10 protein-coding genes and 2 tRNA genes are annotated in these 13031 nt (G+C 60.4%); 4 read left to right on the top strand and 8 right to left on the bottom strand.

Translation table 11 applies throughout. The features are described from left to right. Positions 1-162: 162 nt before the first annotated feature. From ACRESH_RS02085 to rnr, 8 genes are all read right to left on the bottom strand, one after another. Positions 163-2466: a YgiQ family radical SAM protein gene (locus ACRESH_RS02085; protein WP_431740370.1), complete on the bottom strand. Its 2304-nt coding sequence runs from the start codon at positions 2464-2466 to the stop codon at positions 163-165. A 100-nt stretch (positions 2467-2566) separates the two neighbouring features. Next, entirely contained in the window at positions 2567-3964 is a 1398-nt protein-coding gene (dnaB, locus tag ACRESH_RS02080) for a replicative DNA helicase (protein ID WP_038615183.1), read from the bottom strand. A 110-nt stretch (positions 3965-4074) separates the two neighbouring features. After that, positions 4075-4521, bottom strand: coding sequence for a 50S ribosomal protein L9 (gene rplI, locus ACRESH_RS02075; RefSeq protein ID WP_028945689.1), 447 nt, complete (start codon positions 4519-4521; stop codon positions 4075-4077). Positions 4522-4539: 18 nt separating this feature from the next. Beyond that, positions 4540-5439 carry a hypothetical protein gene (locus tag ACRESH_RS02070; RefSeq protein ID WP_431740369.1) on the bottom strand — a complete coding sequence of 300 codons (900 nt, stop codon included), beginning with the start codon at positions 5437-5439 and terminating at the stop codon, positions 4540-4542. Between the two features lie 36 nt (positions 5440-5475). Further along, the gene (gene rpsR, locus ACRESH_RS02065; protein WP_009403887.1) at positions 5476-5706 is read right to left on the bottom strand and encodes a 30S ribosomal protein S18; all 231 of its coding nucleotides are present in this window, start codon (positions 5704-5706) and stop codon (positions 5476-5478) included. A gap of 28 nt (positions 5707-5734) precedes the next feature. Next, entirely contained in the window at positions 5735-6160 is a 426-nt protein-coding gene (gene rpsF / locus ACRESH_RS02060; RefSeq protein ID WP_010221605.1) for a 30S ribosomal protein S6, read from the bottom strand. A 247-nt stretch (positions 6161-6407) separates the two neighbouring features. Next, on the bottom strand, positions 6408-7157 hold the full coding sequence (rlmB, locus tag ACRESH_RS02055; protein WP_431740368.1) for a 23S rRNA (guanosine(2251)-2'-O)-methyltransferase RlmB: 750 nt from the start codon (positions 7155-7157) through the stop codon (positions 6408-6410). After that, on the bottom strand, positions 7154-9745 hold the full coding sequence (gene rnr / locus ACRESH_RS02050) for a ribonuclease R (RefSeq protein ID WP_431740367.1): 2592 nt from the start codon (positions 9743-9745) through the stop codon (positions 7154-7156). Before rnr ends, rlmB begins: the two co-directional genes overlap by 4 nt. A 267-nt stretch (positions 9746-10012) precedes the next feature. Between rnr and ACRESH_RS02045 the strand changes: the two genes are divergently transcribed. The 4 genes from ACRESH_RS02045 to ACRESH_RS02030 all read left to right on the top strand — a co-directional run bounded on the left by ACRESH_RS02045 (position 10013) and on the right by ACRESH_RS02030 (position 13030). Then, positions 10013-10099: transfer RNA gene (locus ACRESH_RS02045), tRNA-Leu, on the top strand. 87 nt (positions 10100-10186) lie between these two features. After that, positions 10187-10273: transfer RNA gene (locus ACRESH_RS02040), tRNA-Leu, on the top strand. Between the two features lie 175 nt (positions 10274-10448). After that, positions 10449-11462 carry an extracellular solute-binding protein gene (locus ACRESH_RS02035; protein ID WP_431740366.1) on the top strand — a complete coding sequence of 338 codons (1014 nt, stop codon included), beginning with the start codon at positions 10449-10451 and terminating at the stop codon, positions 11460-11462. Further along, positions 11462-13030, top strand: a complete 1569-nt coding sequence (locus ACRESH_RS02030) for an ABC transporter permease (RefSeq protein ID WP_431740365.1) — start codon at positions 11462-11464, stop codon at positions 13028-13030. The genes ACRESH_RS02035 and ACRESH_RS02030 overlap by 1 nt, the downstream gene beginning before the upstream one ends. Position 13031: the final 1 nt, after the last annotated feature.

Below are 13031 nucleotides of genomic sequence, written 5' to 3'. Positions count from 1 at the left end.
AGGCCTGCGATTCCCTGCATGCAGCACCTACAGTCGCACCAAAAGCGCACCGTAGCGAGGCTGCCGTGTGCAAGCCTTGCACAGATTTGAGGCTTTGCCAGGAAAGACTGATGGTAGGCAGCCATAGAAACAAAAACGCCAACCCGAAGGCTGGCGTTCTGTTTAGCGCGGCAGAACCGGCTGGCGGGTGGGTTTCTTCTTGCCCTTGCCGCCCTTGGCGGCCTCTTTGCGATCCTTGGCCGCCTGCTGGTTGCGGGCAAACGCAGCGGCCTTGGCCTGTTCGCGCTTGTCCCACGGGTTGGACCCGTCACTGCCACGTGGCGGCAAGCCCGTATGCTGGGTCAGGATCTTCTGTTCCTTGGCCACCTTGTGGCTGCCCGCCGGGGTGGAGTTCTTGCGGCGAGCACTCTGGTAGCTGTCGGTGGCGGGTTGGTGCAGCGGAATCAGCTGGTGTTTGCCTGGGCCGATCAGGTCGGCACGCCCCATGCGCTCCAGCGCTTCACGCAGCATCGGCCAGCCCTTCGGATCGTGGTAGCGCAGGAAGGCCTTGTGCAGACGGCGCTGCTGTTCACTCTTGACGATGGTTACCGGGTCGCTCTTGTAAGTGACCTTGCGCAGCGGGTTCTTGCCCGAGTGGTACATGGCCGTAGCCGACGCCATCGGCGACGGATAGAACGCCTGCACCTGGTCGGCACGGAAACCGTTACCCTTGAGCCACAGGGCCAGGTTCATCATGTCTTCATCAGTGGTGCCCGGGTGCGCGGCGATGAAGTACGGGATCAGGTACTGTTCCTTACCCGCCTCTTTGGAGTACTTCTCGAACATGCGCTTGAAACGGTCATAGCTACCGATGCCCGGCTTCATCATCTGATTCAGCGGGCCTTCCTCGGTGTGCTCCGGGGCAATCTTCAGGTAGCCACCAACGTGGTGAGTCACCAGTTCCTTGACGTACTCCGGCGACTCCACCGCCAGGTCGTAACGCAGACCGGAAGCGATGAGAATCTTCTTCACCCCCGGCAGCTCACGGGCACTGCGGTACAGCTTGATCAGCGCCGAGTGGTCAGTGTTCAGGTTCGGGCAAATGCCCGGGAACACGCACGATGGCTTGCGGCACGCCGATTCGATCTCGGGGCTCTTGCAGGCGATGCGGTACATGTTCGCGGTCGGGCCACCCAGGTCGGAAATGACACCGGTGAAACCCGGAACCTTATCGCGGATCTCTTCGATTTCGCGAATGATCGACTCGTGGGAGCGGTTCTGGATGATCCGTCCTTCGTGCTCGGTGATCGAGCAGAAAGTGCAGCCGCCGAAGCAGCCGCGCATGATGTTCACCGAGAAACGGATCATGTCGTAGGCCGGGATCTTCTCCTTGCCATACGCCGGGTGCGGGATGCGCGCATAGGGCATGCCGAACACGTAGTCCATTTCTTCGGTGGTCATCGGAATGGGTGGCGGGTTGAACCACACGTCCACTTCACCGTGCTTTTGCACCAGGGCGCGAGCGTTACCCGGGTTGGTCTCCAGGTGCAGCACGCGGTTGGCGTGGGCATAGAGCACGGCGTCAGCGCGAACCTTCTCGAACGATGGCAGGCGAATCACCGTCTTGTCGCGGGTCATGCGCGGGCTGGCGAGGATCTGCACGACCTTGGCTTCGTTCGGGTCCTCGACCGGGCCCTTCTCCTGCTCGATGGCGCAAGCCTGGGTGTCCTGGGTGTTGACGTACGGGTTGATGATCTTGTCGATCTTGCCCGGACGGTCGATACGCGTGGAGTCGACTTCGTACCAGCCTTGCGGCGTGTCGCGACGAATGAAGGCAGTTCCGCGGATGTCGGTAATGTCTTCGATCTTCTGGCCAAAGGACAGGCGCTGGGCCACTTCGACGATGGCCCGCTCGGCGTTGCCGTACAGGAGGATATCGGCGCAGGCGTCGATCAGGATCGAATGACGAACCTTGTCCTGCCAGTAGTCGTAGTGAGCGATACGACGCAGGGAGGCCTCGATGCCGCCAAGGACGATCGGCACATGCTTGTAGGCCTCTTTGCAGCGCTGGCTGTAGACCAGGCTGGCGCGGTCCGGACGCTTGCCGGCCAGGCCGCCCGGAGTGTAGGCGTCGTCGGAGCGGATCTTCTTGTCGGCGGTATAGCGGTTGATCATCGAGTCCATGTTGCCGGCCGCGACGCCGAAGAACAGGTTCGGCTCGCCGAGCTTCATGAAGTCGTCTTTGGACTGCCAGTTCGGCTGGGCGATGATGCCCACGCGAAAGCCCTGGGCTTCCAGCAGACGGCCGATGATCGCCATGCCGAACGACGGATGGTCGACGTAGGCATCACCGGTCACGATGATGATGTCGCAGGAGTCCCAGCCAAGCTGATCCATCTCCGCCCTGCTCATCGGCAGGAAAGGCGCCGGTCCGAAGCATTCGGCCCAGTACTTGGGATAGTCGAAAAGTGGTTTGGCTGCTTGCATGTCAGTGACCGGTGGCTAATCGATGAAAATCGCGGGCGCGGAATATAGCACAAAAATTGACCAATTCCGACGCTAAAGGTCGGAATAAGGCGAATAGGCCTTATTCGTCGTCGTCGAAGTTGTAACTACCCGGCGCCAGGTTTTCAAAGCGCGTGTACTTACCGATGAAGGCCAGGCGAATAAAACCAATCGGGCCGTTCCGCTGCTTGCCGATGATGATCTCGGCGATGCCCTTGTGCTCGGTCTCCGGGTGATACACCTCGTCGCGGTAAACGAACATGATCACGTCGGCGTCCTGCTCGATTGCACCCGATTCACGCAAGTCGGAGTTCACTGGACGCTTGTTCGGCCGCTGCTCGAGGGAGCGGTTGAGCTGCGACAGGGCCACCACCGGGCAGTTGAACTCCTTGGCCAGGGCCTTGAGCGAGCGGGAGATCTCGGAAATCTCGTTGGTGCGGTTGTCGCCACTGGAGCCAGGGATCTGCATCAGTTGCAGGTAGTCGATCATGATCAGACCGACTTCCCCGTGCTCACGTACCAGGCGACGGGTACGCGCGCGCATTTCCGACGGGCTGATGCCGGCGGTATCGTCAATGAACAGCTTGCGGTCGTTGAGCAGGTTGACCGCCGAGGTCAGGCGTGGCCAGTCGTCGTCTTCGAGTTGGCCGGAACGCACCTTGGTCTGGTCGATACGACCCAGGGACGAAAGCATACGCATGATCAGCGATTCACCTGGCATCTCCAGGGAGTAGACCAGTACGGCCTTGTCGCTGCGCAACACGGCGTTCTCCACCAGGTTCATGGCGAAGGTGGTCTTACCCATGGACGGACGGCCAGCGACGATGATCAGGTCGGCCGGTTGCAGGCCGCTGGTCTTCTCGTCGAGATCGGTGTAGCCGGTGGACAGGCCGGTGATCGCGCTGTCGGTGTTGAATAGCGTGTCGATGCGGTCGATCGCCTTGGTCAGCAAGTCATTGACGCCAACCGGGCCGCCGGTCTTCGGCCGTGCTTCGGCGATCTGAAAGATCTGCCGCTCGGCTTCATCGAGGATCTCGGCGGCGTTACGCCCCTGGGGGTTGAAGGCGCTGTCAGCGATTTCGTTGCTGATGCTGATCAGCTGACGCAGCGTCGCCCGCTCGCGGATGATTGCCGCATAGGCCTTGATGTTGGCCACCGACGGGGTGTTCTTGGCCAGTTCGCCCAGGTAGCCCAGACCGCCGATTTGCGAGCTCAGACCTTCCTTGTCCAGTTGCTCGTGCAGGGTCACCACGTCAAACGGGGCGTTCTGGTCGGCGAGCTTGTGGATGGCACGGAAGATCAGACGGTGGTCATGCCGGTAGAAGTCGCCGTCGGAGACTTGATCGAGCACTCGCTCCCAGGCGTTGTTATCCAGCATCAAGCCACCGAGCACGGCCTGTTCGGCCTCGATGGAATGCGGCGGCACCTTCAGGGCTGAGGTTTGCAGATCATATTGCTCGGGGGCGGTTATCTCGTTCATGGCCACGCAGGAATCAGGGAGATGAAAAAGACAAAGGGCACGACCTGCAAAGCAGGATCGTGCCCGATGTTAACCGGCCGGCACCCAGGGTGCCAGCCGATTGGTCCAGCTTAGGCTGCGACAACAACCACGCGAACGGTGGCTTCAACGTCGCTGTGCAGGTGCACGGCAACGTCGTATTCGCCGACGTTACGGATGGTGCCGTTCGGCAGACGAACTTCAGCTTTGGCCACTTCAACGCCGGAGGCGGTCAGAGCGTCAGCGATGTCGTGGGTGCCGATCGAACCGAACAGCTTGCCTTCGTCACCGGCGGTGGCAGTGATGGTCACTTCCAGCTCGGCCAGTTGGGCAGCGCGGGTTTCAGCCGAAGCTTTTTTCTCTGCAGCCAGTTTTTCCAGCTCAGCACGACGCTCTTCGAACGCAGCCAGGTTGGCAGCGGTAGCAGCGGTGGCCTTGCCGAACGGCAGCAGGTAGTTACGGCCGTAACCAGCCTTAACATTTACCTTATCGCCCAGGTTGCCCAGGTTGGCGATTTTTTCCAGAAGGATCAGTTGCATGTGAAAATCCTCTTACTTTTAACCTTCACCGTTCGCGGAATCGTTATCGGCACCTTTTGGGGGTACCTTGCGACCGCGAAAATCAATCAGGCTGTCAACAATGGCCAAAACCACGAGCAACGGATAAGTCAGCTGCATGAACAGCAGCAGTGTCACGTACATCCCGACCAGCCAGAACTTGCCCAGTCGTCCTTGCGCCACCAACCCATGCATCAGGGCAAGCCCTGCAAACATCAGCGGTACGCTGCACAGTGGCGTCAACATCGCCAGTTCAGGACCGAAATTCGGTCCCACCAGCATGAGCACCAACAGCACCAGCGCCGGCACCAGGGGGAGCCTGACCGCTTGAAACTCGCGACCGAAACCTCCCGGGTTATACAACACTGCCTGCCAATAACGACCCAACATCAGGGCCAGCACACTGACGGCTTGCAACAATGCCGCTATGAGGCCGTTGAGCACCGGTGCGATCAGGCTGCCCAGGCGGGCCCGCTCCTCTACCGACAACTGCTGGTAGAGACCATCGAGCATCTGCGGCAGGGCTTTTTCAAGCGCTCCAGCCAGAGCTTCGATCGGTTCGCGGAACACCGAACCCAGAATCACGCCATACACCAGGCCCATGGCGATGCTGAACAACAGCACCCGGTTCCAGGACTGTCCGGCGCGCAACAGCGCAGCCAGTCCCAGCGTCCCCAGCAACACCATCAAGGTGCGCGGCTCGCCGAAGAACCACCAGGCCAACGCCGGCAATAATGCCCAGGCGAGGATCCCGGAGGCGTCCTTGAAACCGCGCCGCAGGAACACCAGGCTCCCGGCGGCGGCACTCAACCAGAACAACAGCGGCAACGCCGCACAACCCACCACCACCAGGGTGGCTTGCACGCGACCACGCATGATGAAATCAGCTAAGGCGCGCATGCATTCTATCCTTTGCTACTTGTCGACGACCCGGTCTCAGCGGCCGTGGCTGTCGGTGTAGGGCAGCAGGGCCAGGAAGCGGGCGCGCTTGATAGCGGTAGCCAGCTGACGCTGATAACGAGCTTTGGTACCGGTGATACGGCTTGGAACAATTTTGCCGGTTTCGGATACGTAAGCTTTCAGGGTGTTGAGATCTTTGTAATCGATCTCTTTCACGTCTTCAGCAGTGAAGCGGCAGAATTTACGACGACGGAAGAAACGTGCCATGTAATAGGCTCCTCAAAAGGTCCGTGGATTACTCGTCAGCGTTATCGCTGTTGTCGCTGTCATTGCTGTCGTCGCCATCGGCGCTGTCAGCATGCTCAGGACGGTCGCGACGCTCACGGCGCTCACTGCGGTTTTCTTCAGCCTTGAGCATCTCGGACTGGCCAGTGACGGCTTCGTCGCGACGGATGACCAGGTTACGGATCACGGCATCGTTGTAGCGGAAGTTGTCTTCCAGCTCGGCCAGGGCCTTGCCGGTGCACTCAACGTTCAGCATCACGTAGTGAGCCTTGTGAACATTGTTGATTGCGTAGGCCAGTTGACGACGGCCCCAGTCTTCCAGACGGTGGATCTTGCCGCCGTCTTCTTCGATCAGCTTGGTGTAACGCTCAACCATGCCGCCGACTTGCTCGCTCTGGTCAGGGTGGACCAGAAAGATGATTTCGTAATGACGCATGAATGCTCCTTACGGGTTGTAGTCTGCCACCAGAGTGGTCAGACAAGGAGTGAATGACACTGTATGTCTTGCCTTGGGTGAAGGCGCGTGAACGCCCGCCAACATGGCAAGGGGCGCAATTGTAGAGAAGCGCCGATGCACAAGCAAGGTAATTGGTGAAGAATTGAACAGCTGCAAGCCTCAAGCGGCAAGAGCCGTACGCGCCTTGAAAGAACGCCACTTCTTGCAGCTTGAAGCTTCAAGCTAATTACTGCTTTTGGGTATTACGCTGACGAACGGCCTCGAACAGACAAACGCCGGTCGCCACCGACACGTTCAGGCTGCTGACGCTACCGGCCATCGGCAGCTTGACCAGGAAATCACAGTGTTCACGGGTCAGGCGACGCATGCCCTTGCCTTCGGCTCCCATGATCAGGATGGTCGGCCCGGTCAGGTCCTGCTGATACAGCTCCTGCTCGGCCTCACCCGCGGTACCGACAATCCACAGGCCACGCTGCTGCAGCTTCTCCAGGGTGCGTGCCAGGTTGGTCACCGCCACCAACGGGATCACTTCGGCAGCGCCGCAGGCAACCTTGCGCACCGCTGGGGTCAGGGTTGCCGACTTGTCCTTGGGCACGATCACCGCCAGGGCACCGGCGGCATCGGCGGTGCGCAGGCAGGCGCCGAGGTTGTGCGGGTCGGTGACACCGTCGAGCACCAGGATCAGCGGCGCGCCTTCGCTGCGATCGAGCAGCTCTTCGAGCATCGCCTCGCCCCACACCTGGCTCGGACTGACCTCCGCCACAACTCCCTGGTGCACGCCTTCAACCCAAGCGTCCATCTCGCGACGCTCGGCCTGGCCAACCGCCACACGGTTTTGCGCGGCCAGATCCAGCAGCGGCTGGAGCCGTGGCTCACTGCGCCCTTCGGACAACCAGACCTGCTTGACCCGCTTGGGGTGGTGACGCAACAGGGCTTCTACGGCGTGGACACCGTAGATTTTTTCCAACTGACTCATGACTTGACCTTGGGTTTACGTGATCCAGAGCCAGCTTTTGGCGGCCCCTTGCGATGCTTGCTCGGTTTCTCCGACGATTTGCCGGCCTTGGCGGTCGACTTGCCGCTGGAGTGCTTGGCATCGGACATCAGCGCCTTCTTCATTTCCCGGCTTTTGCGCACTTCGGCGTTCTTCGCCGCTGCGTGCGAAGGGAAATAAGCTTCGGCGGTTTCGCTTTTCTTGCTCCGGCGTGCAGGCTCGGCCTTGGGCGCCTCGGCCTTGTCGAGGACCGGAACCGGCTTGCCATCTTGTGGACGCACGCCTTCGGAACGCTGCTTGCGGCCAATCGGCGCCTTCAGGGTGCTCTCAGCCATCTCGAAGTCGATCTTGCGCTGCTCCAGATCGACGCGCATGACCCGCACTTCGATCGTGTCACCCAGGCGGAAGCTGCGACCGGTGCGCTCACCGGCCAGGCGGTGGTGCACAGGATCGAAGTGGTAGTAATCGCCCGGCAAGGCGCTGACATGCACCATACCTTCGACGTAGATATCGGTCAGTTCGACGAACAGGCCAAAGCCGGTCACCGCGGTGATGACACCCGGGAAGCTTTCGCCGACGCGATCTTTCATGTACTCGCACTTGAGCCAGTTGACCACATCGCGAGTAGCCTCGTCGGCACGCCGCTCGCTCATCGAGCATTGCTCGCCGAGCTGCTCCAGGGTCGGCTCGTCGTACGGATAGATTCGCGCTTTCGGAATGCTCATCGCACCGGCGCGCTTGACGTGCGGGGTTTCCTGACGCGAACGGATCACGCTGCGGATAGCCCGGTGGGTCAACAGGTCCGGATAGCGCCGGATCGGCGAAGTGAAGTGCGTGTAGGCCTCGTAATTCAAGCCAAAGTGGCCGTTATTGTCGGCGCTGTACACCGCCTGGCTCAGAGAGCGCAGCATCACGGTCTGAATCAGATGGAAGTCCGGACGACCAGCGATGCCCGCCAGCAGCGCCTGATAATCCTTCGGCGACGGACCATCCTTGCCCTTGTGCAGCGACAGACCCAGTTCACCCAGGAACGCGCGCAGTTTTTCCAGGCGCTCCGGTGGCGGACCGTCGTGAACACGGTACAAGGCAGGAATCTCGTGCTTCTTGAGGAATTCGGCGGTGGCCACGTTGGCCGCCAGCATGCACTCCTCGATCAGCTTGTGGGCGTCGTTGCGCACGGTCGGCCGAATTTCGGCAATCTTGCGCTCGGAGCCGAAGATGATCCGGGTTTCCTGGGTTTCGAAGTCGATCGCGCCACGGGTTTGACGGGCCGCCAACAGCACCTTGTACAGCGCATAGAGCTGCTTGAGGTCCGGCACCACTTCGCTGTACTGCTCCCGCAAAGCTTTGCCTTCACGGGTACGTGCGTGCTCGAGCATGCTGCTGACCTTGTTGTAGGTCAGGCGCGCGTGGGAGTGGATCACTGCTTCGTAGAACTGGTAATCGACCATCTGCCCGGACTTGTTGATGGTCATTTCACAGACCATCGCCAGCCGGTCGACGTGCGGGTTCAGCGAACACAGGCCGTTGGAGAGTTCTTCAGGCAGCATCGGCACGACGCGCTCGGGGAAGTACACCGAGTTGCCGCGCACCTGGGCTTCGGCATCCAGGGCAGAGCCCAGACGCACGTAGCTGGAAACGTCGGCGATCGCCACGTACAGGCGCCAGCCACCGGAGAACAGCCGCAGTTTGCCCAGGCTCTCGCAGTAGACTGCATCGTCGAAGTCGCGGGCGTCTTCGCCGTCGATGGTGACGAACGGCAGATGGCGCAGGTCGACGCGATGCTCTTTGTCCTTCTCTTCGACTTCCGGCTTGAGCTTGCGCGCTTCCTTGATCACGGCTTCTGGCCAGACGTGGGGAATGTCGTAGCTGCGCAAGGCAACGTCGATTTCCATGCCCGGCGCCATGTAGTTGCCGATCACTTCGGTGATATCGCCCTGGGGCTGGAAGCGCGGCGTCGGCCAGTGGGTGATCTTCACTTCGACGAACTGACCAACCTTCGCGCCGCCGTTACGACCCGGAGTGATCAGCACTTCCTGCTGAACCTTGGGGTTGTCCGGGGTGACGAAGCCGATACCGCCTTCTTCGAAATAGCGGCCTACGATGCTTTCGTGGGCACGGGAGATCACTTCGACCACCACGCCTTCGCGGCGGCCTCGGCGGTCAAGGCCGGAGACCCGGGCCAGGGCACGGTCGCCATCGAACACCAGGCGCATCTGTGCCGGGCTCAAAAACAGGTCGTCGCTGCCGTCATCCGGGATCAGGAAGCCGAAGCCATCGCGGTGGCCGGTAATGCGCCCAAGGATCAGATCCAGCTTGTCTACCGGGGCATAAGTGCCACGCCGGGTATAGATCAGCTGACCGTCACGCTCCATCGCCCGCAGGCGGCGGCGCAGGGCTTCGATCTGGTCTTCGGTGGTCAGGCCGAACTCTTCGACCAACTGCTCACGGGCAGCCGGCGAGCCGCGCTCGTCCAAGCGCTGCAGGATCAGCTCACGGCTAGGAATAGGGTTTTCGTATTTTTCCGCTTCACGAGCGGCCTCGGGATCGAGGGTCTGCCAATCGGCCATTAGGAGGGGTTCACCTTGTCTATATAAGGGTTAGTTTGGCATAGGCGTATTGAAACCGGAAATTTCAGGCTTGGACAGCCCTCTCAGAGCCCCTTGGATACTGCCAAAACCATCATAAGGAACAACGACTTGAAATTTTTAAGATTTTTTCTGAACGGGGCTTTACAGCCCTCAGAGGCATCCGTATAGTGCGCACCACAACGACGGACGCCGTCGTTATAGTTGAGATGCAACCTCATGTGAAGCATCATGTGACCTCAGCGAAATGCCCAGATGGTGAAATTGGTAGACACGCCAGCTTCAGGTGCTGGTGACCTTACGGTCGTGGAAGTTCGAGTCTTCTTCTGGGCACCAATTTCAAATCTTAGAATTGCTTAACGCTTCTGAGGTTTACTGCAACACGCTACACTGTTTTCGTTACAAGCTACACCGCTTCATTTTGCCCAGATGGTGAAATTGGTAGACACGCCAGCTTCAGGTGCTGGTGACCTTACGGTCGTGGAAGTTCGAGTCTTCTTCTGGGCACCAATTCAGATCAAACCCGCGAAAGCGGGTTTTTTCGTTTCTGCCCCTGCGCTTTTCTCGCCTGACACTGGAAACAACCGATAGCCTGCTCATGAATTTCCTTTCACAAGGGCACTTGAGAAACGATATCGCTTATCATTGTTTCCAGATATGTAGCCGCAAGCGAGGAAGTACCCGCATGACGTTCCGCAATGCCCCCCTATTGCGCGGCCTGGCCGTTTGTCTTTTTGCCATGGCGCTCGGTACACCCGCGGCGATGGCCGCCGATCCTGTATCGCTGACCCTGTACAACGGCCAGCACAAGGAAATCGGTGACGCCATTGCCAAGGCCTATGAGGCCAAGACCGGTATTCACATCAATATCCGCAAAGGCAGCAGCAACCAGCTGGCCAGCCAGATCATCGAAGAAGGCGATCGCTCGCCAGCCGATGTCATCTATACCGAAGAGTCACCACCCCTGAACAATCTGGGCGAGCTGGGCCTGCTGGCCAAGATCGACGACTCGACCCTGGAGGTGTTGCCCAAGGAATTCGTCGCTGCCAACGGCACCTGGATGGGCGTGACCGCACGCACCCGGGTGGTGGCATTCAACCCCAAAGTGATCGAGGAGAAAGACCTGCCACCTTCGGTCATGGATTTCGCCAATCCCGAATGGGAAGGCAAGGTCGGCTTCGTACCCACCAGCGGCGCCTTCCAGGAACAGGCCGTGGCCATCCTCAAGCTGCACGGGCGCGACGCCGCCGAAGAATGGCTGACCGGCCTCAAAGCCTTCGGCAAGACCTATACCAACAACATGGTTGCCCTCAAGGCCGTGGAAAACGGTGAAGTAGCGGCGGTGCTGGTAAACAACTACTACTGGTACGCCCTGAAAAAAGAACGTGGCCAACTGGATTCGAAACTCTATTACCTGGCCGATGGCGATGTCGGTGGTTTGATGACCATTTCCGGTGCCGCTGCCGTGAAGGCCAGCAAACACCCCAAGGAAGCCCAGGCGCTGCTGGCCTGGATGGCCAGCGAAGAAGGCCAGCGCGTGATCACCCAGACCACCGCCGAATACCCGCTGCACAAAGGCATGGTTTCGGACCAGGGCTTGAAGCCGTTCGAAGACCTGCGTCCACCGACAATAACCCCGGCCGACCTGGGTAACGCGGAAGAAGCCCTGGAACTCGAACGCGAAGTTGGCCTGCTCTGATGAGTGCAGCTGTGCCCGCGGCAGCACTGACCAGCCGCTATATACCCCGGCGCAAGCGACCTTCGATCTGGGTCGTGTTTCCGGTCCTGCTGCTGGTCGGCCTGAGCCTGCTGCCCCTGCTCTATGTCGCCCTGAAAGCCTGGGAAGCCGGCTGGCAGGAAGCCTTGCACCTGCTCTGGCGCCCCTTTGTCTGGGGTCTGATGCGCAATACGCTGATGCTGATGGCTGGCGTCACCCTGGCCTGCATGACCCTTGGCGTGTCACTGGCCTGGTTGCTGGAGCGCAGCGACCTTCCAGGGCGGCGTCTATGGGGCGTGATCCTGTGCCTGCCCTTCGCCGTTCCGGCCTTCGTCAGTGGTTTTACCTGGGTATCCCTGAGCCCGCGCTTCGAAGGCCTGGGCGGGGCGATTCTGGTAATGAGCCTGTCCAAGTACCCACTGGTATTCCTGCCGGTAGCGGCGACCCTGCGCAACCTCGACACCTCCCTAGAAGAGTCGGCGCGCACCTTGGGGCAAAATCGCTGGGGGGTATTCTTCAAAATCACCCTGCCACTGCTCTGGCCATCGATTCTCGGCGGCAGCCTGCTGATCGCCCTGCACATGCTGGTGGAATTTGGCGCCCTGTCAATCCTCGGCCTGCAGACCTTTACTACGGCGATCTATCAGCAGTTCGAACTGGAATTCAGCAACGCCAACGCGGCAATGCTCTCAGCAGTATTGCTGTTCATGTGCCTGCTGATGCTCTGGTTTGAACTGCGCATACGCGGCAAGGCTCGGCATGTGCGCATCGGCCAAGGTGTGGCGCGACGCGGCGCGCCGATCCGCCTGCACACCTGGATGCCCGCGGGGCAACTGTACTGCCTGATCCTGGCACTGCTGGGCAGCGGCATTCCGCTGGGCATGCTCGGCTACTGGTTGAGCGTCGGCTCGTCTGCGGCCTTCCCGGTTGCCGAGATCAGCCGTGCGCTGCTCTCGTCGCTGTCTCTGTCACTGGGTGGCGCCGGCCTGAGCCTGCTGCTGGCGCTGCCGGTCAGCTTCCTGGTGGTGCGCTACAAAGGCCGCCTGGCGATCTGGGCCGAGCGCCTGCCTTACTTGCTGCACGCCTTGCCTGGCCTGGTGATCGCCCTGACCCTGGTGTATTTCGCCCTGCACTACGTGCCAGCGCTGTACCAGACCACCGGGCTGTTGCTGCTGGCCTATGCCCTGTTGTTTTTGCCGCTGGCCCAGGCACCGGTACGTACCGCCCTGAACAAGGCGGCACCGCAACTTGAAGAAGCCGCTCGGACCCTGGGCGCGACCCAGTTCAGTGCATTCTGCCGGGTGACCCTGCCGATCATCTTCCCGGCCCTGGCCGCAGCGTTCGCCCTGGTGTTTCTTGATGCCATGAAGGAGCTCACCGCAACCCTGCTGCTCAGCCCGACCGGCATGACCACCCTGGCCACTGAAGTCTGGGCGCACACCGCCAACGTCGAGTTCGCGGCGGCGGCGCCTTATGCGGCACTGTTGATTCTGGTGTCTGGCTTGCCGGTGTACCTGCTGACTACGCGGATGTATCTGAATCGCGCCTGAA

Source organism: Pseudomonas sp., from assembly GCF_050739775.1.
In the GTDB taxonomy this organism is placed as follows: domain Bacteria; phylum Pseudomonadota; class Gammaproteobacteria; order Pseudomonadales; family Pseudomonadaceae; genus Aquipseudomonas.
The sequence above is the reverse complement of the archived record's forward strand: the minus strand, read 5'-3'. Positions and strand labels throughout refer to the sequence as shown.